The sequence below is a fragment of the Aurantiacibacter arachoides genome, assembly GCF_009827335.1.
In the GTDB taxonomy this organism is placed as follows: Bacteria; Pseudomonadota; Alphaproteobacteria; order Sphingomonadales; family Sphingomonadaceae; genus Alteraurantiacibacter; species Alteraurantiacibacter arachoides.
In genome coordinates, this window is record NZ_WTYH01000001.1 from 1,472,660 (window position 1) to 1,498,953 (window position 26,294).

24 protein-coding genes are annotated in these 26,294 nt (G+C 66.5%); 8 read left to right on the forward strand and 16 right to left on the reverse strand.

Annotation, left to right across the window (positions count from 1 at the left end; all coding sequences use genetic code 11):
- The first annotated feature begins 78 nt into the window (after positions 1-78).
- The 3 genes from purF (at position 79) to GRI62_RS07170 (ending at position 2,749) form a co-directional block, all read left to right on the forward strand.
- Entirely contained in the window at positions 79-1,554 is a 1,476-nt protein-coding gene (purF, locus tag GRI62_RS07160; protein WP_131452666.1) for an amidophosphoribosyltransferase, read from the forward strand.
- On the forward strand, positions 1,554-2,285 hold the full coding sequence (locus GRI62_RS07165) for an SDR family NAD(P)-dependent oxidoreductase (RefSeq protein ID WP_131452667.1): 732 nt from the start codon (positions 1,554-1,556) through the stop codon (positions 2,283-2,285). Before purF ends, GRI62_RS07165 begins: the two co-directional genes overlap by 1 nt.
- A gap of 116 nt (positions 2,286-2,401) precedes the next feature.
- Positions 2,402-2,749 carry a PilZ domain-containing protein gene (locus tag GRI62_RS07170; protein ID WP_131452668.1) on the forward strand — a complete coding sequence of 116 codons (348 nt, stop codon included), beginning with the start codon at positions 2,402-2,404 and terminating at the stop codon, positions 2,747-2,749.
- A 31-nt stretch (positions 2,750-2,780) separates the two neighbouring features.
- Here the strand turns inward: GRI62_RS07170 and GRI62_RS07175 are convergent, their stop codons facing one another.
- The 6 genes from GRI62_RS07175 to GRI62_RS07200 all read right to left on the reverse strand — a co-directional run bounded on the left by GRI62_RS07175 (position 2,781) and on the right by GRI62_RS07200 (position 10,335).
- Entirely contained in the window at positions 2,781-3,824 is a 1,044-nt protein-coding gene (locus GRI62_RS07175) for a nucleotidyltransferase family protein (RefSeq protein ID WP_131452669.1), read from the reverse strand.
- A 68-nt stretch (positions 3,825-3,892) separates the two neighbouring features.
- Positions 3,893-5,161, reverse strand: coding sequence for a UDP-N-acetyl-D-mannosamine dehydrogenase (wecC, locus tag GRI62_RS07180; RefSeq protein WP_131452670.1), 1,269 nt, complete (start codon positions 5,159-5,161; stop codon positions 3,893-3,895).
- Positions 5,158-6,336, reverse strand: coding sequence for a non-hydrolyzing UDP-N-acetylglucosamine 2-epimerase (gene wecB, locus GRI62_RS07185; RefSeq protein ID WP_131452671.1), 1,179 nt, complete (start codon positions 6,334-6,336; stop codon positions 5,158-5,160). Before wecB ends, wecC begins: the two co-directional genes overlap by 4 nt.
- A gap of 52 nt (positions 6,337-6,388) precedes the next feature.
- Complete coding sequence (locus GRI62_RS07190; RefSeq protein ID WP_234027386.1) at positions 6,389-7,636, reverse strand: serine hydrolase domain-containing protein; 1,248 nt, start codon at positions 7,634-7,636, stop codon at positions 6,389-6,391.
- Complete coding sequence (locus GRI62_RS07195; protein WP_131452672.1) at positions 7,633-8,883, reverse strand: SAM-dependent methyltransferase; 1,251 nt, start codon at positions 8,881-8,883, stop codon at positions 7,633-7,635. The genes GRI62_RS07190 and GRI62_RS07195 overlap by 4 nt, the downstream gene beginning before the upstream one ends.
- A gap of 63 nt (positions 8,884-8,946) precedes the next feature.
- Complete coding sequence (locus GRI62_RS07200) at positions 8,947-10,335, reverse strand: cryptochrome/photolyase family protein (protein WP_131452673.1); 1,389 nt, start codon at positions 10,333-10,335, stop codon at positions 8,947-8,949.
- Between the two features lie 41 nt (positions 10,336-10,376).
- Here GRI62_RS07200 and GRI62_RS07205 point away from each other — a divergent pair, with 41 nt between their 5' ends.
- Positions 10,377-11,165, forward strand: a complete 789-nt coding sequence (locus tag GRI62_RS07205; RefSeq protein ID WP_234027387.1) for a phosphatase PAP2 family protein — start codon at positions 10,377-10,379, stop codon at positions 11,163-11,165.
- Here the strand turns inward: GRI62_RS07205 and GRI62_RS07210 are convergent.
- A complete protein-coding gene (locus GRI62_RS07210; RefSeq protein WP_131452674.1) occupies positions 11,125-12,024 on the reverse strand; it encodes a metal-dependent hydrolase in 900 nt (299 codons plus the stop codon). The two genes, GRI62_RS07205 and GRI62_RS07210, sit on opposite strands and share 41 nt — an antisense overlap.
- A 71-nt stretch (positions 12,025-12,095) precedes the next feature.
- Here GRI62_RS07210 and GRI62_RS07215 point away from each other — a divergent pair, with 71 nt between their 5' ends.
- Positions 12,096-13,355 (forward strand): glycosyltransferase family 4 protein, encoded by a 1,260-nt coding sequence (locus GRI62_RS07215; protein ID WP_131452675.1) that lies wholly within the window; start codon positions 12,096-12,098, stop codon positions 13,353-13,355.
- Between the two features lie 10 nt (positions 13,356-13,365).
- On the opposite strand, the gene GRI62_RS14655 is transcribed toward GRI62_RS07215, so the two are convergent.
- From GRI62_RS14655 to GRI62_RS07230, 3 genes are all read right to left on the reverse strand, one after another.
- Complete coding sequence (locus GRI62_RS14655) at positions 13,366-14,439, reverse strand: sugar transferase (protein WP_160731840.1); 1,074 nt, start codon at positions 14,437-14,439, stop codon at positions 13,366-13,368.
- Positions 14,440-14,795: 356 nt separating this feature from the next.
- Positions 14,796-15,830, reverse strand: coding sequence for a 2-oxoacid:ferredoxin oxidoreductase subunit beta (locus GRI62_RS07225; RefSeq protein ID WP_131452677.1), 1,035 nt, complete (start codon positions 15,828-15,830; stop codon positions 14,796-14,798).
- Positions 15,827-17,824 (reverse strand): 2-oxoacid:acceptor oxidoreductase subunit alpha, encoded by a 1,998-nt coding sequence (locus GRI62_RS07230; RefSeq protein ID WP_131452678.1) that lies wholly within the window; start codon positions 17,822-17,824, stop codon positions 15,827-15,829. The genes GRI62_RS07225 and GRI62_RS07230 overlap by 4 nt, the downstream gene beginning before the upstream one ends.
- Positions 17,825-17,954: 130 nt before the next feature.
- Between GRI62_RS07230 and GRI62_RS07235 the strand changes: the two genes are divergently transcribed.
- Positions 17,955-18,446: an RNA pyrophosphohydrolase gene (locus tag GRI62_RS07235; RefSeq protein WP_131452679.1), complete on the forward strand. Its 492-nt coding sequence runs from the start codon at positions 17,955-17,957 to the stop codon at positions 18,444-18,446.
- Positions 18,447-18,482: 36 nt separating this feature from the next.
- Here GRI62_RS07235 and GRI62_RS07240 read toward each other — a convergent pair whose 3' ends face one another.
- The 3 genes from GRI62_RS07240 to guaB are packed head-to-tail and all read right to left on the reverse strand — an operon-like array spanning position 18,483 to position 21,679.
- Entirely contained in the window at positions 18,483-19,028 is a 546-nt protein-coding gene (locus tag GRI62_RS07240; RefSeq protein ID WP_160731841.1) for a hypothetical protein, read from the reverse strand.
- A gap of 15 nt (positions 19,029-19,043) precedes the next feature.
- Positions 19,044-20,231, reverse strand: a complete 1,188-nt coding sequence (locus tag GRI62_RS07245) for an RsmB/NOP family class I SAM-dependent RNA methyltransferase (RefSeq protein WP_131452680.1) — start codon at positions 20,229-20,231, stop codon at positions 19,044-19,046.
- Positions 20,228-21,679: an IMP dehydrogenase gene (gene guaB, locus GRI62_RS07250; RefSeq protein ID WP_131452681.1), complete on the reverse strand. Its 1,452-nt coding sequence runs from the start codon at positions 21,677-21,679 to the stop codon at positions 20,228-20,230. Before guaB ends, GRI62_RS07245 begins: the two co-directional genes overlap by 4 nt.
- A 189-nt stretch (positions 21,680-21,868) precedes the next feature.
- Between guaB and GRI62_RS07255 the strand changes: the two genes are divergently transcribed.
- Positions 21,869-22,201: a hypothetical protein gene (locus GRI62_RS07255; RefSeq protein ID WP_131452682.1), complete on the forward strand. Its 333-nt coding sequence runs from the start codon at positions 21,869-21,871 to the stop codon at positions 22,199-22,201.
- Between the two features lie 22 nt (positions 22,202-22,223).
- Here GRI62_RS07255 and GRI62_RS07260 read toward each other — a convergent pair whose 3' ends face one another.
- Positions 22,224-22,979 carry a 3-hydroxybutyrate dehydrogenase gene (locus tag GRI62_RS07260; RefSeq protein WP_131452683.1) on the reverse strand — a complete coding sequence of 252 codons (756 nt, stop codon included), beginning with the start codon at positions 22,977-22,979 and terminating at the stop codon, positions 22,224-22,226.
- 95 nt (positions 22,980-23,074) lie between these two features.
- Here GRI62_RS07260 and ypfJ point away from each other — a divergent pair, with 95 nt between their 5' ends.
- Complete coding sequence (ypfJ, locus tag GRI62_RS07265; protein WP_131452684.1) at positions 23,075-23,926, forward strand: KPN_02809 family neutral zinc metallopeptidase; 852 nt, start codon at positions 23,075-23,077, stop codon at positions 23,924-23,926.
- 19 nt (positions 23,927-23,945) lie between these two features.
- Here ypfJ and GRI62_RS07270 read toward each other — a convergent pair whose 3' ends face one another.
- Both GRI62_RS07270 and GRI62_RS07275 read right to left on the reverse strand, forming a co-directional pair.
- Positions 23,946-25,805: a M56 family metallopeptidase gene (locus GRI62_RS07270; RefSeq protein WP_131452685.1), complete on the reverse strand. Its 1,860-nt coding sequence runs from the start codon at positions 25,803-25,805 to the stop codon at positions 23,946-23,948.
- Entirely contained in the window at positions 25,802-26,191 is a 390-nt protein-coding gene (locus tag GRI62_RS07275; protein ID WP_131452686.1) for a BlaI/MecI/CopY family transcriptional regulator, read from the reverse strand. The genes GRI62_RS07270 and GRI62_RS07275 overlap by 4 nt, the downstream gene beginning before the upstream one ends.
- Positions 26,192-26,294: the final 103 nt, after the last annotated feature.

Genomic DNA, 26,294 nt, shown 5'->3' on the forward strand with positions numbered 1-26,294 from the left:
GCGTCCGCGCGGGCCTTGTAATCGATCCGCAATATCGCCATTGGGAGCGCGCGCCCTCCCCCCTTTTGCGGACAATCGATGCCCCTCACCCATCCCTTCGCCCACGAAGACGGTGACGACAAGCTGCACGAAGAGTGCGGCGTGTTCGGCATCATTGGGGGCGACGAGGCCGCCGCCGTGGTCGCGCTGGGCCTGCACGCCCTGCAGCACCGTGGCCAGGAAGCGGTCGGCATCACCAGTTTCGACGGGGCGGAATTCTTCACCCGCCGCGGGCTGGGCCATGTGGCGGAAAATTTCGCATCGGGCGAATCGATCGCCGAGCTGCCCGGCCACATGGCAGCGGGCCACGTGCGCTATTCCACCACCGGCGGCGCGGGCCTGCGCAACGTGCAGCCGCTCTACGCCGATCTTGCCAGCGGCGGGTTCGCGGTGGCGCACAACGGCAACATCTCGAACGCCCGCCAGCTGCGGCAGGAGCTGGTAGAGAAGGGTTCGATCTTCCAGTCGACGTCCGACACCGAGGTAATCATCCACCTCGTCGCCACCAGCCGCTATCCCACCATGCTCGACAAGCTGGTGGACGCGTTGCGACTGGTGGAGGGGGCCTATGCGCTTATCGTGATGACCCCGCGCGGTATGGCCGCCTGCCGCGACCCGCTGGGCATTCGCCCGCTGGTGATGGGCAAGCTGGGGGACGCCACCGTGTTCGCCAGCGAAACCGTCGCACTCGACGTCGTCGGCGCCGAATTCGTGCGGCAAGTAGAGCCTGGCGAGTTCATCGAGGTGGATTTCGATGGTGCGATGCGCAGCCATCGCCCCTTCGGCGACCGGCCGGCACGGCCGTGCATCTTCGAACACGTCTATTTCAGCCGCCCGGATTCGGTCTTCAACGACCGCTCGGTCTATGCCAGCCGTCGCAACATCGGCATGGAACTGGCCAAGGAGTCCCCGTGTGAGGCGGACCTGGTGGTGCCCGTGCCCGACAGCGGCGTTCCGGCTGCCATAGGCTATGCCCAGCAATCGGGCATTCCGTTCGAACTCGGCATCATCCGTTCGCACTACGTGGGCCGGACCTTCATCCAGCCGTCCGACGGCGCCCGCCATGCCAGCGTAAAGCGCAAGCACAATGCCAATCGCGCAATAGTGGAAGGCAAGCGCATCGTTCTGATCGACGATTCGATCGTGCGCGGCACCACCAGCATGAAGATCGTCCAGATCATGCGCGATGCCGGGGCTGCCGAGGTCCATTTCCGCGTCGCCAGCCCGCCAACCGGGCATGGCTGCTACTATGGCGTCGACACGCCAGAACGCTCCAAGCTGCTGGCCGGGCGGATGGATCTTGCCGCCATGCGCGAGTTCATCCAGGCTGACAGCCTCGCCTTTGTCAGCATCGACGGGCTCTACCGCGCGGTCGGCCTCGCCGGACGGGACAGCGCCTGTCCGCAGTATTGCGACGCCTGCTTCACCGGCGAATATCCCACTCCGCTGACCGATCTGCGCCGGCACCACCAGGACGCGGCGCAGTTGACCTTCCCCGTAGGTGAGAACGCCTGATGACCGACACTGCCGACACCCAGCCGCTTGCCGGAAAGGTGGCGCTTGTCACCGGATCGAGCCGGGGTATCGGGGCCGCGGTCGCCGCATCGCTCGCCCGGCGCGGCGCGCACGTCGTCATCACGGGACGCAAGGTCAAGGACCTTGAGGCGGTGGAGGAAGCGATCCACCAGGCCGGCGGCAGCGCCACCATCGCGCCGATGGACCTCACCGAAAGCGAATCGATCGGGCGGCTGGCACAGGCCGTGGCCGAGCGGTGGGAACGGCTCGACATGCTGGTCATCTGCGCGGCGCAACTGCCCACCTTGACCCCTGTCACGCAGATCGATGCCAAGCAGTTCAACCAGGCGCTGACGCTGAACGTGCTTGCGACCCAGGCGCTGCTCGCGGCCTTCGATCCGTTGCTGAAGCGCGCCGATGCCGGTCGCATCGTCGGCCTGACCAGTTCGGTCGGCAGCGAACCGCGGGCCTTCTGGGGTGCATACGGAGCGACCAAGGCGGCGTTCGATAACCTGTTGGAAAGCCACGCCAGCGAGATCGAGCGCATTTCGCAGATGCGGGTGGCCATTGTCGATCCCGGCGCCACCCGCACAGCCATGCGCGCCCGCGCCTATCCGGGCGAGGATCCGCAGTCGGTCAAGCCGGCAGAGACCGTGGGTGAACGCGTGGCCGCACTGCTGGTGGACGGCTATGCCAACCGTCACCGGGAGCGGATCGACCAGCGGTCTTAAATTCGCGTTAACCACATCCGGCAATGACCGGGTAACGCAATCCCTACATTCTGTGCCTACCACACATGGTGGTGAAGGCGGTGGGGACCGCAACGCTTGGATAGGGCTGTGGTGCGATGACTTTGCAAAAATCGATCGGTCGATATCATGTCGCCGCGCAGGAGGATCGCTCCGCGCCGCGCACCCGCATCATGATCCCCGCCCAGCTACGCGCATCGGGTGCCCGCGCGTTCCAGACCGTGGTCAACGATCTGTCGTTGTCGGGGTTTTCGGCAACGGCGATAAACCGGATGCACCTGGGCTCGATCTGCTGGCTCACCCTGCCCGGCCTCGAATCGCTACAGGCCGAGGTGGTCTGGTGGGAAAGCGGCGTGGCGGGCTGTGCCTTTACCAACCTGCTATCCCCCATCGTGCACGACACCATCCTGGCGCGCTATCGCGGCGATGGCAGCTTTCGCGGCTGACCCTTCGGCCTGCCCGCGTGCGCCGAACGCGCTAGAATCGATGGGTGTACCAGAACCCGGCGCGCCTGGTGAGCGCGGCCAGGCGTGATGGCCCGCGCGTGCCGAAGACCGGCACCGCCTTTACGATCTCGAACCGCCGCGCGAAGGATTCGCGCTGCGGATTGCTGTCCTCGTTGTGGATCGCCTTGTTGAACGCATCGAGATGTGCGTGCACATGCGTGGCATCGGCCCGCGAGCCGATCGCATCGTGCCAATCCGCGGCGAGCGGCTGGCCCCACACGATTTCGCATGCACGAAAGCTGGCGGACAGCGCGGGCAGACATTCGTAGCGATCAGCCAGCTCAATCGCCTGGTCGCGCACGTCAGCGGCGGTGAGCCGCGCGATCATCGCCAAGTCCGCCAGCCATTTCAGCCGATGCCAGCGCGAGCCAGCGCCGTGGACGATCAGGTAGAGCACGTAGGCCGGATTGCTGAGATCGAGCGGACCTTCGAGAAAAAGCCGGTCGTCCCAGCCCGGCGGCGGCATATCCAGCAGGCGGGTGTGAAGTTCGATCTGCACGCCCAGGCGCGGATCGATGATGGCGACTTCCCAATGGAAGCGTAGCTTCTTCTTCGCCCAGCGCGGGTCGAGCGGCACGCCGCCGCCCATGGTGTATCCTTCACCCGCCAGCATCGCGATGACCTCGTCGATCCGCGCCGGGTCGATCAACAGGTCAACGTCCTTGGAATGGCGCAGCGCGGTCGATCCGTAAAGTTCGGGCCCGAGATCGTAGCCCTTGACGAAGGCATGGGGGACATCGCGATCGCGCAGCAGGGCGGCGATGCGGCGTGCACTCGCCTGCTGGCGCAGAACGCGCAGCGCGTTGTCCCGTGCATACGTGTCGAGCAGATCGCGCGCTTCGGCACCGGCAACGCTGGCCCCGCCGGCCACGGCATGATGCAGCAGCGGCGCGACGCGATGGCGCTTTTCAGCGAATTCGGCGGTCTGCACGGAAACCTCGCCAGCCCCGGGCAGGTCCAGCGCAGGCCGCAAGGCATCGGCAAGCCGCTGCAGATCCGGGGAAGGTACGAACATCTCGGGGACAGGCTTACCGGTTTTGCGCGGCGCGCGACAAGCGCGTTTAGCGTAAAAAGGGGGGCGATCTAGTCGAGTTCGGCCGCCTTGGCCTTGCGGGTCGAGAACATGCCGGTGGTGTCGACGACGGCCTTGGCCAGGTAACTGTCCGCCTCCAGCCGCCGGAACTGCCGGTGGCCGACGAGGAAGGTGACGATGTCGGCGGCCTCGCGGGCTTCGTCGCTGGTGACATGGCGCACGTTGGCGCGGCAGGCCAGCGCGGGCGGCAGGGCATCAAGGTTCGGCTCGACCACCAGCACCTCGGCGCCTTCGATGTCGGCGATGGCCTCCACGATCTCCAGCGCCGGGCTTTCGCGCACGTCATCGACGTCAGGCTTGTAGGTGATGCCGTAGCAGGCGACTTTGGGCACCTTGAACTTGTCGGCCAGGCGGCGGACCTGCGCTACCACGCGGTGGGGCTTGTCGTCGTTCACCAGCCGCGCGGTGCGGATCAGCCGCGCCTCCTCGGGCGCGCTGGAGACGATGAACCACGGATCGACCGCGATGCAGTGCCCGCCCACGCCCGCACCGGGCATCAGGATATTCACGCGCGGGTGCTGGTTCGCCAGCTCACGCACCTGCCACACGTCGGTGCCCAGCTTGTCGCAGATGATCGACAGTTCGTTGGCAAAGGCGATGTTGACGTCGCGATAGGCGTTCTCGGACAATTTGCAGAGCTCGGCAACACGGGCATCGGTGATGTAGCAGGTGCCCATCACGAAGGTCTGGTACAGCCGCGCCGCCTTTTGTGCGCAGGCCGTGGTCAGGCCGCCGATGATGCGATCGTTGCTGACCAGCTCGCGCAGCATCTGCCCCGGCAGGATGCGTTCGGGGCAATGGCACAGCGCCACGTCCGCCTCGCGGTCCTCGTCGCGGTAGCGCGGGAAAGTCAGGTCCGGGCGTTCCTCGGCGAAGATTTCCGCCAGCCGCTCGGTGCTGCCGACGGGCGAGGTGCTTTCCAGGATGACGACGTTGCCCTTTTCCAGCACCGGCGCAATGGTGCGCGCGGCCGCTTCGACAAAGGTCATGTCCGGCCCTTCGTTCACCATCGGCGTGGGCACGGCGATCAGGAAGAACTCCGCCGGTTCGGGCTGGGTCGTAGCGCGCAAACGCTTGGTATCCACCGCGGCAGACAGCAGCATCTGCAGGTCGGGTTCCTGGAAATGCGCCTGGCCGGAATTGACAGCGGCGACCACGCGCTCGTTCACGTCGAGGCCCACGACCTCGTGCCCCCGGCTTGCCAGCATGGCGGCGGTGGGCAGGCCGATATAGCCGAGGCCCACGGTGCAGACTTTCATCGCCCGATCCCTTCGTTCAGATGCTCTTTCAGGTAATGGGAGACGCTGGCGGCAATCTTGCGCGCCGCGGTGCCGTCGCCGTAGGGGAAGACCGCACGGGCGCGGCTGGCGTAGTAGGTATCATCGTCGAGCAGGCTGGCCACCGCCGCGACGATCGTCTCGACCTCGGTGCCCACCAGGCTGGCGACGCCTGTCTCGACCGCTTCGGGGCGCTCGGTGACCTCCCGCATGACCAGCACCGGCTTGCCAAGCGCGGGCGCCTCTTCCTGGATGCCGCCGCTGTCGGTCAGGACAATGTTGGCGCTGCGCATCAGCGCGACCATCTGGACGTAGTCGACGGGCGGGACGAGGTGCACGGCCGAGGTATCGCCCAGCCGCGCCTCGACCACGTCCTTGACCTGCGGGTTGAGGTGCACGGGGTAGACGATCTGCACGTCCCCGCGCGCGGCGATGGCAGCGAGCGCGTCGCAGATGCGGGCAAAACCATCGCCGAAGCTCTCGCGCCGGTGGCCGGTGACGAGGACCAGCTTCTTCGCCGGATCGAGCGCAACGGGCAGGCCAGCCAATTCCTCGCCTTTCAGCCCGCCAGCGACGTGCAGCAGCGCGTCGATGCCGGTATTGCCCGTCACCTCGATACGGCGCTGGGTGGGCCGCTCGTTGCGTAAATTCTGCGCCGCCCCCTCGGTCGGGGCCCAGAGCAATTCGGCGACCGCGTCGATACTGACGCGGTTGTATTCCTCGGGCCAGGGGCGCTGGATGTCGTGGCTGCGCAGGCCCGCCTCGACATGGCCAACGGGCACGCGGTTGTAAAAGGCCGAGAGCGCCGCCGCCATCGCGCTGGTGGTATCGCCGTGGACGAGGACCAGGCCGGGTCTATGCTCGGCAATCAGCGCATCCATTTCGCGCATTACGCGCGCGGTGATGTCCGACAGGGTCTGCCCGGGGGTCATCAGGTCGAGGTCCACGTCCGGTCGCTCGGCAAAGACGGCGAAGACTTGATCCAGCATTTGCCGGTGCTGGCCGGTGGTGACGACCTTCAGGTCCACCTCCGGCTCTTCGCGCAGTGCTTTGACCACTGGCAGCATCTTTATCGCTTCGGGCCGCGTGCCGATCACCAGCAGCACGGGCGTCACAGGGCGTTTATCCGCGAAGGGTGTCGGAACAGGTTCGATCATCCGGCCCGCATAGCGGCTCGCCGTAAAGATAATCCTAGCATTGCAATCACCTTCAGGATGGGCCGCCCGCCCCGGCCCTGCGCGCATCGACCGCCGCCTGCACCGCCGCGTAGAAGGCCCGGCGTTCGCCGGGCGCGTCCCCGCCTGAGGCTTGCGGCCAGTTGGCGTTGGTGGCGATGACCAGGTTGCGCGCCGGATCGATATGGAGGCCCTGCCCGAAAATGCCGGCGGCGGCATAGACGCCCTCGCCATAGGTCCACCACTGGTAACCATAGCCCGTGTTATCGCCGGCGAGCGTGACGATCGGAGAGGCAGCCTCGGCAAACCAACCCTCGGGCACCACCCGCTGCCCCCCCGCCATGCCACCGCCCAGAGTGAACAATCCGAAACGCGCCATGTCACGCGTGGCGGCCTGCACGCAGCAACCGGCAATCTCGTGCCCGCTGACGCCCAGCAGCCATGTCGCGTCCTGCTGCATCCCGAACGGCCGCCAGATCTTCTCCGACAGATAGTCGGCCAGCGGGCGCCCCGTGGCCTCGCTCACCAGCACGCCGATAAGGTTCGCCTCGCCGGTGCTGTAACGCCAACGCGTGCCCGGCGCGTGTTCGCGCGGCAGGGTGCGCATGTAGCTGACGGTCGCGTCCACGCCCGCTTCCGGCACGTGGGCATTGAAGCGCGCGACATCGGATTGCGGATCGGAATAGCTCTCGTTCCAGCGCACCCCCGATGTCATGGTCAGCAACTGGCGGATCGTCACGTCATCGTAGGCTGAGCCGCGCAGGTCCGGAATGTAGCGTGAAACGGGATCGGCCACGCTCTCGATCGCCCCGTCGAGCAAGGCCGCACCGACCAGCGTGGAATTGAGGCTCTTGGCGACCGAGAAGCTCGTCCAGCGCTCTTCCGGGCCGAAGCCCAGCCCATAGCGTTCGAACACGACTTCGCCATCGAGCACCACGACGATTGCCGCCCCGCCCTGCGCCTCCATGAAGCCGTCGAGGTCAAATCCCCCCAGGTCGAGCGGCGCACCATCTGGCAGCGGATAGACCTCGCCCCCGGCGTCGATCGTGCGCGCCTGCGCCAGCGAGGGCATCTGGTCGAGGTGCTGGAAGGCGACGGCGCGCACCTCGCGCGGCCAGAACAGCGGGTTGGGATCGGTCGGCAGCGCGGGCGTGGGCGCGGCCCCGGCCGCTGCCACGGGCATCTCGACAGGCGCGGGCACAGCCGCCCCGTCGTGCCCAACTTGCTGGTGCGCGCATCCGGCCAGAGCCAGCGCGGCGCCCATGACGACAAACGTCTTCATCGGCCCCCCTTCACCAGCGTCACCTGGCTGACGGTAACCCCGCCGCCGCGAAAGCCGCCTTCGCAATACATCAGATAGAACCGCCACAGGTCGCGGAACCGCCGGTCGAAGCCGGGCGGAAGGCGGCCCTCGTCACTCGCCGCGTCGAACCGCTCGCGCCATGTCTTCAGCGTTTCAGCGTAGTCGAGGCCGAAGTGCTCCTCGTCCTGCCAGGCAAGGCCGCGCGCCTCGGCCAGTTGGCGGAACGCGCTGGCACGGATCAGCAGGCCGCCCGGGAAGATGTAGGCCTGGATGAAGTCGGCGCTGCTGGCATAGGCATCGAACAGGTCGTCGCGCATGGCGATGAACTGGATCGCGGCCCGCCCGCCCGGTTTCAGGTTGCGCGCCACGCAGTCCATGAAGGCGGGCCAGTATTCCTGTCCCAGCGCCTCGACCATTTCCACGCTGACGATGGCATCGTACCGACCCTCGGCCTGGGTGCCGGTATCGCGATAATCCTGCTTCAGGAAACGCGGCCCGGGATGATGTGCGCGCGCCCAATCAAGCTGCTCGTCCGAAAGGCTGATGGCGTCGACCTTGGCGCCCGCGCGCGCGAATTCGCCCGACAGTGCGCCCCAGCCACAGCCGATTTCCAGCACCGTGCCGGGCGTGCCGACCCGTTCGGCCAGCCGCCGCCACTTGCGACGCTGCCCGGTCTCCAGATCGTCGCCGCGATAGTCGAGCGCCGAGGAATAGCTCATCGTGGGATCGAGCCAGGTTGCGTAGAAATCGTTGCCGAGATCGTAGTGCGCGTGGATGTTGCGCTCGGCCTGGGTCGGGGTGTTGCGGTTGAGGCGATGCAGCACGTTTGCCACCCAGCGCCAGGGCCCCTTGGCCCGCGCCATATTCCCCAGCGTATCAGCATTGGCGACGAACAGGGCGAAAAAGGCAACCGGGTCCGGGCTGGACCACTCGCCCGCCGCCCATGCCTGGTATAGCCCGACCGAGCCGCCCGTCGCCACGCGCAGCAGGCCGCGCCAGTCGTGCAGCGTCACCTCGGCATCGATGCCTTTTGCCCGCCCGCCAAGCCTGCGCCTGGTGCCATCGGGCAGCGTGGCGTGCAGGGTGCCTGTGGCGAGCCCACGGTCGATCCGATCGACCAACCTGCCGGCCGCGGGAGCAAGCAGCCGCGCCGCCAGCCTCGGTCCGGATGCGAAGCGCTGCCCGGCGTCGAGCAGCGCCAATCCCCTCGCTTTTCCTGCCTCCATGCCAGCGTCTATGGCTGCGGCACGGCGCGCATTCAATGGCTTTCGTTGCCCGTTCGCGCTGTGTCAGCGCTTGCTGGAACGGTAAGTTTCCAGCGCGCGTTCGCGGGCCTCCTTGTGGCCGATGATCTTGGCCGGGTAATCCTTCGGGCGGCAGCCATCGTCAGGATCGTGAATCTGCGTATCGGACAGGTCCGCCAGTTCCGGCACCCATTCGCGGATGTAGTCGGCGGCATCGAACTTCTCGCTCTGGCTGAGCGGCGCCATGATCCGCACGAACATGTTGCTGTCCACGCCGGTGCCGCTGATCCACTGCCAGTTGACCCCGTTGTTGCCGTAGTCGGCATCGACCAGGCAATCCCAATACCACTGTTCGCCGTGGCGCCAGTCAATCAGCAGGTGCTTCACCAGGAAACTGGCGGCGATCATGCGGACGCGGTTGTGCATCCAGCCGGCATTCCACAGCTGGCGCATCCCGGCATCGACGATGGGATAGCCGGTGCGCCCCTGCTGCCAGGCTTGCAGTTCGTCGGCAATCAGGTGCCCGCGATCGGGATTGCGCCAGAAATTGTCGTCGTAGCCGTCGCGGTAGGGTTCTTCGGCATAGCGCGGGAATTGCTGGATCACGTTCTGCGCATAATCGCGCCAGATCAGCTCGTTGCGAAAGGTGTTGGCGCCGGCATTGGTGTGCCGGCTCATCGCGTTCCACAGCATCCGCGGGGAAACCTCGCCATGGTGCAGGTGCGGGGACATGCGGCTGGTGCCGTCCTCTGCGGGCAGATTGCGATCCTCGCCATAGTCCTTGACCACGCCCAGAAAGCGATCGAACCGTTCCGTCGCCGCCGCCATGCCAAATTGCCCATCCCAGAATTCGCGCATGCCGCCAGCCCAGTCGGGTTTGGCAGGTAGCAGCCCCCAATCCGTCAGGTCGTCGCCTTCCGGCCAGGCATCGGGACCGGACAGCGAGGGCTCGGGAATGATGTCGAACCCGTCGATCGCCTCGCGCATGGCATCGCGGAATGGAGAGTAGATCTTGTACGGATTGCCCGACCCGGTGGTGACGGTGCCGGGCGGCAGCAGGTAATTGCCGTCGTGCAGGCACAGCGTCACCCGCTCCGACAGTTCCTCTTCCGCCTCGCGCCACCACGGTTCGTAGTGGCGAATGGCGTGGACGGCGCCCGCGCCCGTCTCCTCCGCCAGGCCCGCCAGCACGTCCGCTGCCCGGCCCCTGCGCAGGACAAGCTGCGAGCGATGCCGGCCAAGATCACCCGCCAGCGCTTCCAGCGAATGATGCAGCCACCAGCGGCTCGCCCCGCCCATCCGGCGCGCCTCCGGCGTCTCGTCGTCGAGCACGTAGACCGGGATGACGGGGCCTGCCTCGGCAGCAGCGGTAAGGGCCTGATGATCGCACAGGCGCAGGTCGCGCCTCAGCCACACGATTTGCGGGGAGTTCATGCCGGGGGAACGGGAAAGGCCGCCGCACGGTTCCACACCACATGGACCGCGACATGATTGCAGGCGACAGCCCCCTCCCCGCCGAAGACGTGCGCCTACCGGAGCGGGGCTTTGCCATCGACCGGCGCAAGGCGCTGACCGTGGCGCTGCTATGCTGGGCGGGGTTCGCGGCGATGGTCTATGCCGTGACGCATGGGCTGACCGCCGGGTTCGACGAGCGCGGTTTGCTGGTCTTTCGCAGCGGGCCGGATCTGGCTCCACGGGGATCGGACCTGGTCCTGGAAAGCGTGCGCGATGTGACTGCGCTGGGCGGGGTATTCCTGCGCAACCTGTTCGCGCTTGCCGCCGTGGTGGCCTTGCTGTTCCTGAAATTGCGGCGTGAGGCCATGCTCTTTGCCATCACCGTGATCGGCGGGTGGCTGGCCAATACTGCTGCGAAGCTGCTGGTAGGGCGCGACAGGCCACAGATCGTGCCGCACCTGACCGAGGCCGGCGGCGAAAGCTTCCCCAGCGGTCACAGCTTTTCCGCCGCCGTGGTCTACATCGGCATGGCGCTGGCCTTTGCCGCGCTGAGCCGCCGCCACTCGGTACGCTATACGCTGGTGCTGGGCGCAATGGCGCTGTCTGCCATGGTCGCGTGGAGCCGCGTGGTGCTGGGCGTGCATTTCCCCAGCGACGTGGTGGCCGGGTGGCTGGGCGGCGCGGGGTGGGCGTTTCTGGCCGCTGCGCTGCTCTACGCGCCGGCCAGGGCCGCGGCGGACAGTGCAGCCGCCGCTCGGTTCGATGCCCCTAGCGGCCTGCGCAAAACCGCGTCGGCACCGCCACGCTGAACTGCCCGCGCTCCACACCGTAGTAGCGCGCGTCGCCGAGCATGAAGCTGCCGTCCTCCAGCCGGTCGAGCACCGGCGCGCGGCTCCAGAACAGGAAGGCGTCGACCTGCGGATCGGCAGCGCGCGCGGCGGCGAGATCGCATGCGGTCAGTGGCAAGTTGCCCACCCGCTCGCCGTCCACAAAGAACTGCCCTCCCCCGCCGACGCCGATGGCATCGCGCTGCCAGAAAGCCACCGGCGGCGGCGAGGCAATCGTTTCGGGGAAAGACGTGTTGGCCATCCGCGTCCATGCGGAAATGCCGAAATTTGCCACGATGTAGATTGCCGCAAGCCCCAGCGCGCCGCGCCCGATCGCCCGCCAGTCCCCGCCGCGCCTTTCGCGTCGCAGCGACAGCCACAACCCGCCACCCATCAGCGCCCACAGCCACACGTCGATGATGAACAGCACATCGCCATAAAACCAGCGGCTGGAAAACGGTTCGAGCAGGCGGATGCCGTAGACGTTCATCCAGTCCAGCGCCGGGTGCGTCAGACAACCGATCAGGGCCAGCAGATAGAGCCAACCAAGCCGCACCGGAAGGCGCTTTTCCGGCCGCTTCCCGCGCGAGGCCTGCCACCTGTCCCAGCCCCACAGCATCCCGGCCAGCACCAGCGGCAGCAGCACCAGCGCAGGCGGGCCATGAGTGATGCCGCGGCGAAAGGCCAGCGGCTCGGTGCCGTGCAGCCAGAAGAAGCACGCAGCGTCCACGTCCGGCAGGTTGGCACCGATGATCAGCGCGGGCATGGCCAGCCCGGTCCTGCGCTTCAGGCCCGCCTGTCCGATCAGGGCGCCGACCAGCGAATGGGTCAGATTGTCCAAGTGCTCGCCCCTTCGATTGCGCTGCCGGTCAACGCTGGACGGGTGATAGCAACATTTCTACACGCCGCCACATGCCAGTCGCGCCTTCCTCTGATCAGCCCAGCCTGATTTTCGTCAATCGCTATTTCTGGCCGGATCGCAGCGCGACCTCGCAAATCCTTTCCGACGTGGCGTTCCATCTTGCCGAGTCCGGCTTGCGCGTAAAGATCGTGGCCAGCCGCCTGTCATACGAAGGCGACGAGGGGCCTTACAAGGCGCGTGAGGTGCATCGCGGGGTCGAGATCCACCGTGTCGCCACGCCCGGTTTCGGGCGCGGGACCGTAGTTGGGCGTGTCGTCGACTACCTCGGCTTCTACGTCACATCGTTTCTCGCCGTGGCCCGCCTTGCCCGCCGCGGCGACGTGGTCGTGGCCAAGACCGATCCGCCGGTGCTCTCCTGGCCCATCGGCATCGCCGCCGGGTTGAGCGGCGCGCGGCGCGCCAACTGGCTGCAGGACCTCTATCCCGAGGTGGCGGTGGCGTTCGGAATGGTGCGGGAGGACGGCCTGGTCACGCGGATGGTGCGGCGCCTGCGCAACGCCTCGCTCATCCGGGCGGACTGCAACATCGCCATCGGCAACCGCATGGCCGACCTGCTGCGCCGCGAAGGCGTGCCGGACAATCGCATCGCGGTAATCCCGAACATGACAGACGATGCCGCGATCGTCCCTGTTGCCGCAGCCGACAATCCGCTGCGCGTGGAATGGGGCTACCGGGAGGACCAGCTTGTCGTCGGCTATTCCGGCAATCTGGGCCGCGCGCACGAGATCGATACCATGCTGGGCGCTGCCGAGCAGCTGCAACAGGAGGGCCGGCGCGACATTCGCTTCCTGTTCGTGGGCGGAGGTTTCCTTCGCGAGGCATTGGACCAGCAGATCGTCGCGCGTTCGCTGACCAACATCGATCTTCGGCCATACCAGCCGCGCGAACACCTGCATCTCTCGCTTACTGTGCCGGACGTGCACTGGGTCTCGCTGCTCCCCGCGCTCGAGGGGTTGATCGTGCCGAGCAAGTTCTACGGCGCGGCTGCAAGCGGGCGGCCGGTGATCTTCATCGGCAGCGCGGCGGGCGAACTTGGCGATGTCATTCCCGAAAGCGATGGTGGGGCGATCGTGGCAGTTGGCGACAGCGCAGTGCTGGCTGCTACATTGCGCGACTATGCCGACGATCCCGCGCGGCGGAGCGCCCACGGCCGCAACGCACGCGCGCTGGTGGAAAACCGGTTCACCCGCGCCCAGGTGCTGCAAAAATGGGAATGCCTCGCCCGCAGGCTGCTCGCCGCGGATACCTGAAGCGCGCTGACTAGCGGGCGCCGTGCCCGGTCAGCACGACCAGCGCCGTGCGCACCAGGATAAGAAAGTCGAGCCAGTACGAGAAGTTCTTGATGTAGAAAAAGTCGTACTGCAGCTTGTCATCGATGTCCGAAAGCTCGGTCACGTGGCCCTGGTTGACCTGGGCCCAACCCGTGATGCCGGGCCGCACGATGTGGCGGTAATCGTAGAAGGCGATTTCGCGCTGATACCAGTGCGACAGCTCCACCGCCTCGGGACGGGGGCCAATCCAGCTCATGTGGCCGGTAAGGATGTTCCACATCTGCGGCAGTTCGTCGATGCGGGTCTTGCGCAGAATGCGGCCGAGGCGCGTGATGCGCGGATCCTTGTCGCCAGTCATCGCCTTCAGGCGCCGCGCGTCAACATCGGCTTCTTCGCCTGCCGCGCGCATGGTGCGAAACTTCAGCACGCGGAACGGCTGGGCGCGATAGCCCATGCGATACTGGCGGAAGAACACCGGTCCGGGTGAATCGAGCTTGATCAGCCCCGCGACGAGCAACATCGGCACCAGCAGGACAGGTGCCACCAGCAGGACGACGGCGGCATCGATCATCCGCTTGATGCGCATGAAGCTCATGTTCGGCAACAGCGAGCCGAAGCTGTTTTCCGAAAGATGTTCCACCCGCACCTTGCCAGTCGCCGCTTCGTAAACCTGTTTAAAGTGGAAGACGGGCACGCCCTGCAACGCGGCATTTGCAAGTAACCGCTCCCAAGAATCTTTGTGATCGGCGTGGAGGTCGGCCACGATAATCGCACCGCGATGGCTCGGCAGCATCGGTTCGGTCAGCGGGCGTACGTCCAGCCCGATATTGGAGAGGCGCGGAATGCGTCCCCCCGGCACGGTGTAAAACACGTTCTGGTCCGACCGCGTTGCCAGCACCATGAAGGCGAGATAAATCGATAGCACCGCCACGAAGTTCACTGCGAACACACCGATCGAATACGGCACGCGCAGCACGAGGATGCCGATCGCCACGATACCGAACGCAGCAACGAAGGTCGGAATGATCGCGCCGAACTGCTTCACGCCGGGATAAATGTTCACCCGTCGGGCAGAAGCGATGCCAATCAAGGTGGCAAGAGCCGAACCTAAGATGCTGTTCTCGATGAACGGTAGACTGGAAAAGGCAACCTGTGGCCCGAACCACAGCAGCGACGGCAGCACAGTCCCAAGGATTATACTGCCCAACACTTGCAGGGAGAAGGAGTGGTAAAGCTTCCTGCGATCCTGAACAAGATCGTTGTGGGCCGACATCAGCATTGTGAGTGGTCCATGAAAAAACTATCTTTAATCAACAGGTCGCGAGACGACAGCGCCCGTGCAACACAGGTTGCCTGTACGCCGCAAAATGCAGAGCCGCAAGTGGCCCCACGATAAGGCGGCGTTGCTTGGCCCGCGCGTCAGATCGGATCGGCGGCCGTTCCGCTGACAGTCCACGTCTGTCCCGTTGCCAGCAAGGCGGCAAGGTCGCGCGACTTGCCCTTGGTGGCACGCTCCCGCTCGTCCGCCACGGCGGCTTCGTAGGTGGGTCGCGGGTCGTCGTAGAGGACGCCCAGCGCCATGGGGAACGGCCCGAAGGGCATTTCCACGAGCATGTGCGCGATGGAACGGTTTCGCGCGTTATGGACGATAACGCCGGCTGCCTCCCAATTGCCATCGGCAACGTCGACAACCATCAGTTCCAGCGTGTCGCGATCCAGCGCAATGCCGCGGCTGCCGTTCGCAAACAGCATGGGCTGTCCGTCTTCCAGCCACAGCTGCCGGTCCTCTGCCCCCTTGGGCGCGGCAAAATCGTCGAACACGTCCTTGTTGTAGACAATGCAGTTCTGGAAGATCTCGATAAACGCAGCCCCCTGATGGGCATGGGCGGCGACCAGCACCTCGGGCAATTTCTTCGACACGTCGAACCCGCGCGCCACGAAGCGAGCATTGGCGCCAAGCGCAAAGCTGCACGGGTTGATCGGCGCGTCGAAGCTGCCGACCGGCGTGGAGGGGCTGCGCGTGCCGACCCGGCTGGTCGGGCTCGCCTGGCCCTTGGTGAGGCCGTAAATCTCGTTGTTGAACAGCATGATCTGCATGTTCACGTTGCGGCGAAGCACGTGCATCATGTGATTGCCGCCGATGGAGAGGCCATCGCCGTCGCCGGTCACCAGCCACACGTCCAGCGCCGGGTTGGCCAGCTTGATGCCGGTCGCAAAGGCGGGCGCGCGGCCGTGGATGGTGTGGAAGCCGTAGCTTTCCATGTAATAGGGGAAGCGGCTGGAGCAGCCGATGCCGGAAACGAACACGGTGTTCTTCGGGTCCGCGCCGAGCGTCGGCAGCGTGCGCTGCACCGCCTTCAGGATGGCATAGTCCCCGCAACCCGGGCACCAGCGCACCTCCTGATCGGTTTCCCAGTCCTTCAGGGTGGTTTCGATCTTTACCGGCGCGTTCATTTGGTCACCTCGCTCTGCGGCGAATTCTGTCTCCGCAACGACCCGTCATCGTGGCCCTGCTCGCGTGTAGGCAGCTGCTGGTTATTCACCGGCACCTCCCCGCCCTCGTTGCCGTCGATGCCGTCGAAATACTTGCCGATGGCGGCCTCCAGCTCGGCGATCTGGAAGGGCTGGCCGCTGGTCTTGGTCAGGCTTTGCGCGTCGATCAGCAGCTGATCGCGCAGCACGGTTTTGAACTGGCCGGTGTTCATTTCCGGCATCAGGACGTGGTCGAACCCGGCGAGCAGCTCGCCAAGGTTGGCCGGCAGCGGCCAGATGTGGCGCACGTGGATGTGGCTGACCTTGCGGCCCTTTTCGCGCCAGCGGCCCACTGCCTGGTGGATCGGGCCGTAGGTGCTGCCCCAGCCGACCACCGCGAGCTCGCCAGTCGTATCGCCAAGGGCCACATCCTGCGGCGGCACGGCGATGCCGAGCACCTTGCTCGCCCGGGCTTCCGTCATGCGCTGATGGTTGTCGGGCGAATAGTCGATATTGCCGGTCAACTCGTGCTTCTCGATCCCGCCCACGCGGTGCATCAATCCCGGCGTGCCGGGCTTGACCCAGGGGCGCGCACCCTTCTCGTCGCGCTTGTAGGGCAGGAACCTTGCCCCACCCGCCTCATCGACATCGTTCGCCGAGTCGCAGAAGGTGACGGGGAACGGCGCGTAATCGGCCGGGTCGGGCACCAGCCACGGCTCGGCGGCATTGGCGATGTAGCCATCCGTCAACAGCATGACCGGCGTCATGTATTCCACCGCGATGCGGCAGGCCTCGATCGCAACCTCGAACGCGTCGGACGGGCTGCGCGCGGAGATGACCGGCATGGGCGCATCGCCGTTGCGGCCATAGACCGCCTGATAGAGGTCGCTCTGCTCAGTCTTGGTGGGCAAGCCTGTCGACGGTCCGCCGCGTTGCGAGTTCACAATGACCAGCGGCAGTTCCACCATGATGGCAAGACCCATCGCCTCACCCTTCAGCGCGATGCCGGGGCCGGACGAGGACGTGACGCCCAGCGAGCCGGCATAGCTCGCCCCGATGGCGGCGCAGATCGCGGCGATCTCGTCCTCCGCCTGGAAGGTGGTGACGTCGAATTCCTTCAGCCGCGCCAGGTGATGCAGGATCGCGCTAGCCGGCGTGATCGGATAGCCGCCGAAGAACAGCGGCAATTCAGCCAGCTGACCGCCCGCGACCAGGCCGAGTGAAATCGCCTCTGCGCCCGTAATCGTGCGATAAAGGCCCGGTGCGCTTTCCACCGGCGGCATGGTAACCTGCTGCAATGGCCCGGCAAGCTCCGCCGTCTCGCCATAGGCATGGCCGGCATCGAGCGCGGCGATGTTGGCATCGGCGATCTCGGGCTTCCTGCGGAACTTGTCCCGCAGCCAGTCATGAATCGGTTCGCGCGGCCGGTCGAACATCCACAACGCAAGGCCGAGCGTCCACATGTTCTTGGAGCGCAGCGCATCCTTGTTGCCGAGGCCGAACGGCTTCACCGCCTCGATCGTGCGTTCCGAAATGTCGAAGGCCAGCACCTCCCACTTCGCCAGGCTGCCGTCTTCCAGCGGGTTCGTCGTGTATTCCGCCTTTTCGAGATTGCGCCGGGTAAAGGCACCGGTGTCGGCGATGATGAGGCCGCCAGGCTTCAAGGCCGCGACGTTGGTCTTCAGCGCGGCGGGGTTCATCGCCACCAGCACGTCCGGCGCATCGCCAGCGGTGCTGATCTGGCGGCTCCCGAAGTTGATCTGGAACGCGCTGACGCCGAACAGCGTGCCCTGCGGCGCGCGGATCTCGGCGGGAAAATCGGGGAAGGTCGACAGGTCGTTGCCAGCCAGCGCGGTGGACAGCGTGAACTGCCCGCCGGTCAACTGCATGCCGTCGCCGCTGTCACCAGCGAAGCGCACGACAATCGAGTCCTGCGCGGAGAGATCGGGCCGTTCACCGGCCGTCTGGGTTGCCATCGAAAGTCTTTCCTGCCGCTACCAGCGTGGGGCTGCGAGCTAGGTTCCCGCAAACGTGCACACAACCAAGTTTTTCTGTGTCGCGCGCAATGGCTGGCATTGTTCTGCCCTCCCCCTTAGACGCCGCAAGATGACAGACAAGGATCATCTGCAATACCGCCCTTGCGTGGGCACCATGCTCGTGAACGGCGAGGGCCGCGTGTTCGTCGGCAAGCGCATTGACAACAAGGAAGGCGACTGGTGGCAGATGCCCCAGGGCGGCGTCGACCCGGGCGAGGACATGGACGTGGCCATGCTGCGCGAAGTGGGCGAGGAGACCGGCCTTACGCCGGACCTGTTGCAGATTGTCGACCGGATGCCGGAAGAGCTATACTACGACCTGCCCGAGGACCTGCAGGGCAAGCTGTGGGGCGGGAAATATCGCGGCCAGCGGCAGACCTGGTACCTGGTGCGCTTCACGGGCTCAGATGGTGACATTGACCTGAACGCAGACAAGCACCCAGAATTCAGCGACTGGAAATGGGTCGATGCCGCGCTGCTGCCCGAGCTGATCGTGCCGTTCAAGAAGCCAATCTACGAAGCAGTGGTCGCCGCGTTCGCCGGGCACCTGCGCGCCCTTTAGACTGGCGGCGCTGCCGCCGGTCAGCCAGTCAGCCGCCTAGTTCTGCGACACACCCTCGCCCGGCTGCACAGCCTCGGCGGTCAGCACCACGGGCCCGCGGTCGATCGCGGCGGCCAGGGTTTGTGTCTGTTCGCAGGTCTCGCCGCACAGGCTGGTGAGCGTGGCGAGGTTCTCGCGAGCGGCGGTCAGCGCGCCCTTTTCGACCAAAGCCTCGCCCTCGCCGGAAATCGCGGCAAGGTTTCCGGGATCGCGCTCCAGCACCTCACGATAGAAATGGATCGCCTTGCCCTGCAACCCTTCGGCGCGTGCGGCATTGGCCAGGTCGATGTAGACGTCGGTGTAGGCCGGGTCGATCGTCAGCGCCGCCTCGAAGCTGTCGACGGCGGCCTGCGTCTCACCGCGGGCCAGCTGGGCGCGACCCTCGCTCACCAGCGACGCGGCGCGCGGATCGGCGCGGTAATCCTGCGCGCTGCCCATGCTGGCGGTGACCGCGACGAACAGCGACAGGGCAGCGGCAAGAGGGGCGTATCGCATGAACAACTCCTTGGGACCGGAGGCGCGAGAGGCGTCGATGTCGGTCATTCGCCCCTGCGGGTATCACGCTTTACCTAGACGCGCGATGAAGAAACCGTCGGTCCCATCGTGCGCGGGGGAGAGCCGGACACCCTTGCCGCGCGGCCGCCCTGCCGGCAGGTCGACGGTCTCGGCATGCCAGCCGGGATTGGCGGCGAGAAAGGCGTCGACCTGCCCCGCCCCTTCGGCGTCGAGCACCGAGCACACGACATAGGTCAGGCTGCCGCCGGGCCGCACGAGTTGCGCCGCCAGCCCGAGCAGACGCCATTGCAGGGCGGTCAGACGCTCCAGCTCGTTCGCTGTCAGCCGCCATCGTGCCTCCGGATTACGGCGCCAGGTGCCGGTGCCCGAGCATGGCGCGTCCACCAGCACGCGGTCCGCCGCGCCGCGCCAGCCTTCCAGCGCCGCGAACTCGCGACCGGGATCGAGCAGCACGGTATCGCCGATCTCTGCCCCGGCCCGTTCGGCGCGGGGGGCGAGCTGCGAGAGACGGCGCCGGTCGGTATCGGCCGCCACCAGCGTGCCGCGGTTGTTCAACATCGCGGCGAGCGCGAGCGTCTTGCCGCCCGCACCGGCGCACAGGTCGATCACGCTGTCCCCCGGCTGAGCGCCCGTTGCGAGGCAAGCCAGCTGGCTGCCCAGGTCCTGCACCTCGATAATGCCATCGGCATATTCCGGCCACTGGTCCACCGGCGTGCCCGTGGGCAGGCGCAAGGCACCGGGCACCGGCAGCTCCTCGGCGGCGACGGGCAGCGCGAGGCCCTCGCGCGTCGCCTTCAGCCGGTTCACCCGCACGTCCAGCGGCGCGCGATCGAGCAGGGCGGCGGCCTGCTCCTCGTCGATGTCGGAACCGAACAGCAGGTCTTCCAGCCATTCGGGCGCATAGCCCACGTCGGCCACCGGCTCGCCCTCACGAATCGCGGGCGGGCCGTATTGCGAGCCATCGAACTGCGCCGCGATCCAGTCATGGTCCTCGCTCGCCTCGGCCAGCGCCAGCATCGCTGCCCGCCCGCTGCGCGGCACGGGTCCGCAGATGCGCACGGTGTCGTAGACCAGCTCGCGAATGGCGCGCTTATCCTTCGATCCGGCGAAGCGGTGGTCGCGGAACCACTGGGCGATCAGGCGGTCGGCGGGCGGCCCCTGGTGGCGGGCGGCGTCAATCACGCCGTCCAGCACTTCGATGGCCGCCTGAATGCGTGCAGCGGGGGTCACCGCGTCGGGTAGTTCGGCGCTTCGCGGGTAATGCTCACGTCGTGGACGTGGCTTTCCGAGAGACCTGCGTTGGTGATGCGGATGAACTTGCCGCGCGTGGTGAGCTCGGCGATCGAGGCGCTGCCGGTATAACCCATCGCCGCCTTGATGCCGCCCACCAGCTGGTGAACCACGTCGCGCGCCGCGCCCTTGTAGGGCACCTGCCCCTCGATCCCCTCGGGCACCAGCTTCATCTGGTCCTTGATGTCCTGCTGGAAGTAGCGGTCGGCGCTGCCGCGGGCCATGGCACCAACGCTGCCCATGCCGCGATAGGCCTTGTAGGCGCGCCCCTGGTAAAGGAACGTTTCGCCCGGCGCCTCCTCGGTGCCGGCGAGCAGGCTGCCGATCATCACCGTGCTGGCGCCCGCCGCCAGTGCCTTGGCCGCGTCGCCGCTGGTGCGCAGGCCGCCGTCGGCGATGATGGGAATGCCGCCCGCGCCGCTCACGCTCTCCATGATCGCGGTCAGCTGCGGAACGCCCACGCCTGCGACGATGCGCGTGGTGCAGATGGAGCCCGGGCCGATGCCGACCTTGATGCCGTCCGCGCCCGCATCCGCCAGCGCCCTTGCCGCATCCGCCGTCGCGACGTTGCCGGCGATCACCTGCACTGCGTTCGACATGCGCTTCACCCGCGCAACCGCCTCGCTGACAGCCTTGTTGTGGCCGTGCGCGGTATCGATGATGATGACATCGCACTCGGCATCGACCAGCGCCTCGGTCCGCTCGAACCCCTTGTCGCCCACCGTGGTTGCAGCGGCCACGCGCAGGCGTCCCGTGCCATCCTTGGTGGCATCCGGATTGAGCACGGCCTTCTCGATGTCCTTCACGGTGATGAGGCCCACACAGCGCTGCGCGTCATCCACCACCAGCAGCTTCTCGATCCGGCGCTGGTGGAGGATTTTTCGTGCCTGGTCTTGCGTCACGCCTTCGCTGACGGTGGCAAGGTTTTCGCTGGTCATCAACTCGCGCACCGGCTGGGCCGGATTGTCGGCGAACCGCACGTCGCGATTGGTCAGGATGCCGCACAGCTTGCCGCCCGCGTCGGTCACCGGGATGCCGCTGATGCGGTGCTGCTGCATCAGCGCCTGCGCCTCGCCCAGCGTGGCGTCCGGCCCGATGGTGATGGGATTGACGACCATGCCGCTTTCGAACCGCTTCACCCGCCGCACCGCGACGCATTGTTCATCGATCGTCAGGTTGCGGTGGAGCACGCCGATGCCCCCCATCTGCGCCATCACGATCGCCATTTCGCTTTCGGTCACGGTGTCCATCGCGGCGCTGAGCACGGGAATGTTGAGCGCGATGGAGCGCGTCAACTGCGTCCGCGTGCTGGCTTGCGAGGGCAGGATGTCGCTCTCCGCCGGGCGCAGCAGCACGTCGTCAAAGGTGAGGCCGGTGTCGATTTGCATGGATGCCACTCTGTTGCGCTGGGTTCGATTCGTGGCGGTTCATGTAAGCGTGCTATGCGAAACGCGCTAGGGTGGAGCGGCAAAATCGGGGGACGTGCCGGTAACGCCGCCAAAGATGGCGATTGCCTGTGCCGTCATGCAGGCATAACGCTGGAAGCGAACAGGTTGAAACCAATCGGGAGTCACTCCATGCGTCACATCATCCTTGCCGGTCTGTTTGCCACGCTTTCCGCAACCCTGCCCGCCGCTTCGGCCTTCGCCCGGCAAGAACAGCCAGTGGAAGCCCAGCACTATTCGGTCGAGACGACGGCGATCGGCACGCTGCTGGACGACCCTGCCGCCGCCGCGATTCTGGAGCGGGTGGTGCCCACCGTCTACGCCAGCGACATGTTCCGCACCATGGGGCGCCCCAACACGCTGCGCACGGCTTCGCAGTACGAGGCCGACCTGACGGAAACCAAGATGCAGGAACTGCAGGCCGAGTTCGACAAGATCCCGGCGGCGGCACCCTCCGGCGAGTAAGCGCGGCCGGGTTCGTACCCGGTTATTGCGCGGTCCAGCCGCCGTCGATCTCGTAATTGGCGCCGGTGATGTTCTGCGCCACGTCGCGGCACAGGAACACCGCCAGCGCCGCGACCTCGTCAGGCTGGGCGAACTTCTTCGTCGGCTGGCGGGCAAGCAGCACGTCGGCGATAACTTGATCGCGCGTCAGCCCGCGGCTTTTCATGGTGTCGGGGATCTGCGCCTCCACCAGCGGCGTCCAGACGTAGCCCGGGCTGATGCAGTTGGCGGTGATGTTCTGCTCTGCCAGCTCCAGCGCGATGGTTTTCGTCAGCCCGAGCACGCCATGCTTGGCCGCGATATAGGCGGCCTTGAACGGGCTGGCGGTGGTGGAATGGGCGCTGGCGGTGTTGATGATCCGCCCCCATCCGCTGCGCTTCATATGCGGCACGGCCAGCCGGCAGGTATGGAACGCACTCGACAAGTTGAGGGCGATGACCTTGTCCCACATGTCGACCGGAAACGCCTCGATCGGGGCGACGTGCTGGATACCGGCATTGTTCACCAGCACGTCGACATTGCCCGCTGTCGCCATCAGTTCTTCGACCCCGGCGGCCGACGTCAGGTCCGCGCCCGAGTGCGTTGCCCCGAGGTTCGCGCACAGCTGGGCAATCTCGTCCGCGTCGCCGAAGCCGTTCAGCACCACTTCTGCCCCCTCCGCCTGCAAGGCGCGGGCGATGGCCAGACCTATGCCCGAGGTCGATCCGGTGACGAGGGCGCGCTTGCCTTGAAGGAACATTTGGCTTTTCCTGCGGTTGGAGTTTCCGCCGGTCCTAGAGCGCAAGCCGCCTCGGTCCAGCGAAAACAGATTTATCCTGCGCAGGGGGACATGGCATGAGGCTCAATCCGTTCAACACCGGCAACATCAACGTCGGCACCACAGGCGGCGGCGGCGGAATGCCCGGCGGCAAGGTCGGCTGCGGCGGCCTCGTCGTCGTGCTGATCGGCGCGCTGGTGTTCGGCATCGACCCGGCGTCCATGCTCGGCACGATGGAGCAGGTGCAGGGCGGCAGCGCCAGCCAGTCCCAGCCGCAGAGCGAAGACGAGCAGGCCATCTGCACCAGCAACGCCTATGCGACCGAGACCTGCAACGCGCTGCAATCGCTCAATCAGACGTGGCAGCCGCTGTTCGCCCAGCAGAACCTGCAGTTCGAGCAGCCGACGCTACGCTTCGCCTCTGCATCGCAGTTCAACACCGGTTGCGGCGCGGGCTCGGTCGGCATGGGACCGTTCTATTGCCCGGCGGACCAGACCATCTACATCGACACCGCCTTCTACGACCAGCTTGACCAGATGAGCGGGCGCGGCGGCGATTTTGCACGCTATTACGTCATCGCGCACGAATATGGGCACCATGTGCAGGCGATCACCGGCCTTGCCGACCAGATCCGCAGCGCGCAGCAACAGAACCCGCGCGGCGCGAACCAGTTGCAGGTCATCATGGAACTGCACGCCGATTGCTACGCCGGGGTCTGGGCGGGCAAGAACCGGTCCGCCGTGGAGTCGGGCGATTTCGAGGAAGGCATGGCCGCTGCCGCCGCAATCGGCGACGACACGCTCACGCAAGGCCGGGTCAGCAGCGAGAACTTTACCCACGGCACCAGCCAGCAACGCATGGAAGCGCTGCGACTGGGTATCGAAACCGGCGATGACGTGGCCTGCGACGACCGCTATCTGCGGACTTAACTCCGGTGGAGGGTGTTCCTCATCTTTCCTGATGAAGCAGGAATACCTCTGAGTCAGCCATGCGCACGGTCCAGACCGTGCCGGCCATGCCAGCGGAGCCGTGACTCGGCGCGCTGACCGCTACAGGAGGCGTCGGGGGCGCTGGTGGCATGACCATTCCGCGTGCTGCACTCATCGTGCCGATGGCGGCGCTTACCGGCACCGAGAGTTCCATGCGCACGGCTCCCCTGTGGCCGCGCTCCATCTGCTCGATCGTGCGTTCGATCTGGCGGATGACCTGTTCGCGCGCGGCCACCGGTATGTCGCGGTCGGTGCGGATCTCCGCCAGCGCCTCGCGCAGGCCGGAGATGGCCTGGGTGTTGAGCGCCGACTGGCACACGATCAGGGCGCGGCGACCATTCTCCAGCTGCCGTTCGACCACAGCGTTCTCGCCCATGCAATCGGGGCCCGCCGAAGAGCCTTCACGCACCACGGCCATGCGGCGGACCTCTGCGGCGGCGCGACGGCCCTCGGCGACAGCCTCTCGCGATTGCGCACGCGCCTCGGCCATTGCCAGGCGCACGTCCCGCTGGACCGCGTCATCCATATCCGCCAGTTCGGCATCGAGATCGGCAAGTTCCGCATCGAGGTCGGCCATTTCCGCATCGTAATCGGCCAGGGCGGCAGCGTGCTCCGCGGCGGCCTCATCGCCGTCGCTGCGCGTCGTGCTGACAACGCGGGTGGACACGTCGTTGCCATCCTCGCTCACGCGGATCACCACGGTTTGGCGACTGCCATCGCCTTCGACCGTGTCCTGTCGGAATTCGCGCATGCCATCGGCCACCTGGGTGACGCCGGATCCCTCGCCGCCACGGCCGGGCGGGTTGTCCGACCGGGCATAGCTGATCGAGGCGGTCAGCGGCAGCGCCAGTGCCGTCGTGGTGATGGCAGCGATGCCCAGGCGGCGGCGGGTGGTGGAATGTTCGGTCATGGCGAGGCTCCGCAGGCGGTGGATGATGGACTTCTCGCCCAGCACCGGACAAGTCAGCGCGCTGGCCATGGGAGCGGCCAGTGCGAGGTGCTGGCCGGCGGCAAAGCCCGCGATCACCTCGGCATAGGCCACCCGTTCGGACCGCGCCCTGCCGGCAACGACGCGCGCATCGCACGCCGCCTCCTGATCCCGGCGCATCGCTCTCCAGCCCCACCAGGCGAGCGGATTGAACCAGTGCAGCGCCAGCAGCGGCTGGGCCGCCAGATTGGCGAGAAGATCGTGGCCGCGATGGTGTGCCAGTTCGTGCGCAATGGCCATGTCGCGGGCCCCGCGGTCGATCCGGCCCATGAAATCCACGGGCAGCGCCACCACTTTGTCGCGAATGCCAAAGGCGACGGGTGCAGTCACCGCCGGCGTTTCCACCAACCGGACCGTTCCTGCATGGCCCATCGGCCGGGCCTCGGCGAGCAAGTCCTGGCGCATCAGGATATAACTGCGAACGCGCAGGGCAAGGAACACGGCCGCGCCCGTCAGCCACAGCGGCACCAACAATTCGGTCGGTGAGAGACCGGCGCCCGCTGATGCAACGCTCTCGCCCGCAGCGGGCAAGATCACGACGAATGCCTCGGCAACAGAGCCATCGACAGCGGCAGGCTCGGCGGGGGCCATCCACGCCGGCAAGACGAGCGGCGGCATGACCAGTCGCAGGAAAGGCAGCGCCCATAACGCATAGGCGACCTGCGGCCCGAAGTGCCGGGCCACCGGGCGGCGGAGCAACATGACGATGCCGATCAGCAGCCCGGTGTAGACGAAGGTATCCACGAGCCAGCCTGCAAGGCCAGCGTTGCCCAACCCGATCGAAGCGAGGGTGCCAGAGGCCGGACCGGACAATCCCGTCGCGGCGCTCACTTCTTCATCTCCGCCAGCAGGGCCTCGATCTCGGCGATGTCCTGCACGGTCAGCGCCTCGCTTTCGAAAAGGTGCGCGAACAGCGGGGCGGCGCGGCCACCGAACAGGCGCTCGACCAGCCGGCGCGATTCCGTGCCGAGATAGGCTGCGCGCTCGATCGTGGGGGTGTAGAGGAAGCGGCGCCCATCGGGCTGGGTCGCCAGCGCACCCTTGGCGACCAGGCGGGACAGCAGGGTCTTGACGGTGGGCATGGACCAGCCGCGCTGATCGCAGACGGTGTCGCACACCTCGGCGGCGGTAAGCGGGCTTTTCTCCCACAACGCCTCCATCACGGCATGCTCGGCATCGCTGATGCGTTCCGGTGCGGTCTCGATTCGTTCGGCCATGACGCCCTCCCTCGGCGTGTCTGCTCCCTGGGCTGACGATTACGCTTGTAATTTGAACGCCGGGTGAATGCAATCCTCGCAGATACTGCCGCGCGAGCTGGCT